Source organism: Tritonibacter sp. SIMBA_163, from assembly GCF_046535935.1.
Lineage (GTDB): Bacteria > Pseudomonadota > Alphaproteobacteria > Rhodobacterales > Rhodobacteraceae > Epibacterium > Epibacterium scottomollicae.
In genome coordinates, this window is record NZ_JAWJBP010000830.1 from 1 (window position 1) to 255 (window position 255).

A 255-nucleotide genomic window follows, 5' to 3' on the forward strand; every position below is an offset into this window, starting at 1 on the left:
TTAATCTCCTCCTTGAGGTTAGCGATCGTCTTCTCATGAACAGCGATGATTGCCTGCAGTCGGACTATCTCCTGTTGCGCGACATTCCTTTCTTTAATGACCTCCTCATGTATAGGCCTGGGTACGGTGTCCTTTTCGCTATATTGCTGGGCGAAGTAAGCCAGCAAAAGGATGATGATAAAGAGGAAGCCGACAGTCATGTCCGTCATGGACACAAATGCGCTCTCCTCCTCTTCCTCTTTGTAACGCGTCCGG

The 255-nt window shown here is 49.4% G+C and carries 1 protein-coding gene; it reads right to left on the reverse strand.

Annotation, left to right across the window (positions count from 1 at the left end):
- The coding region (locus R0J92_RS24650; RefSeq protein ID WP_411053621.1) for a hypothetical protein at window positions 1–215 on the reverse strand (215 nt) is incomplete at its 3' end.
- Window positions 216–255 lie beyond the last annotated feature (40 nt).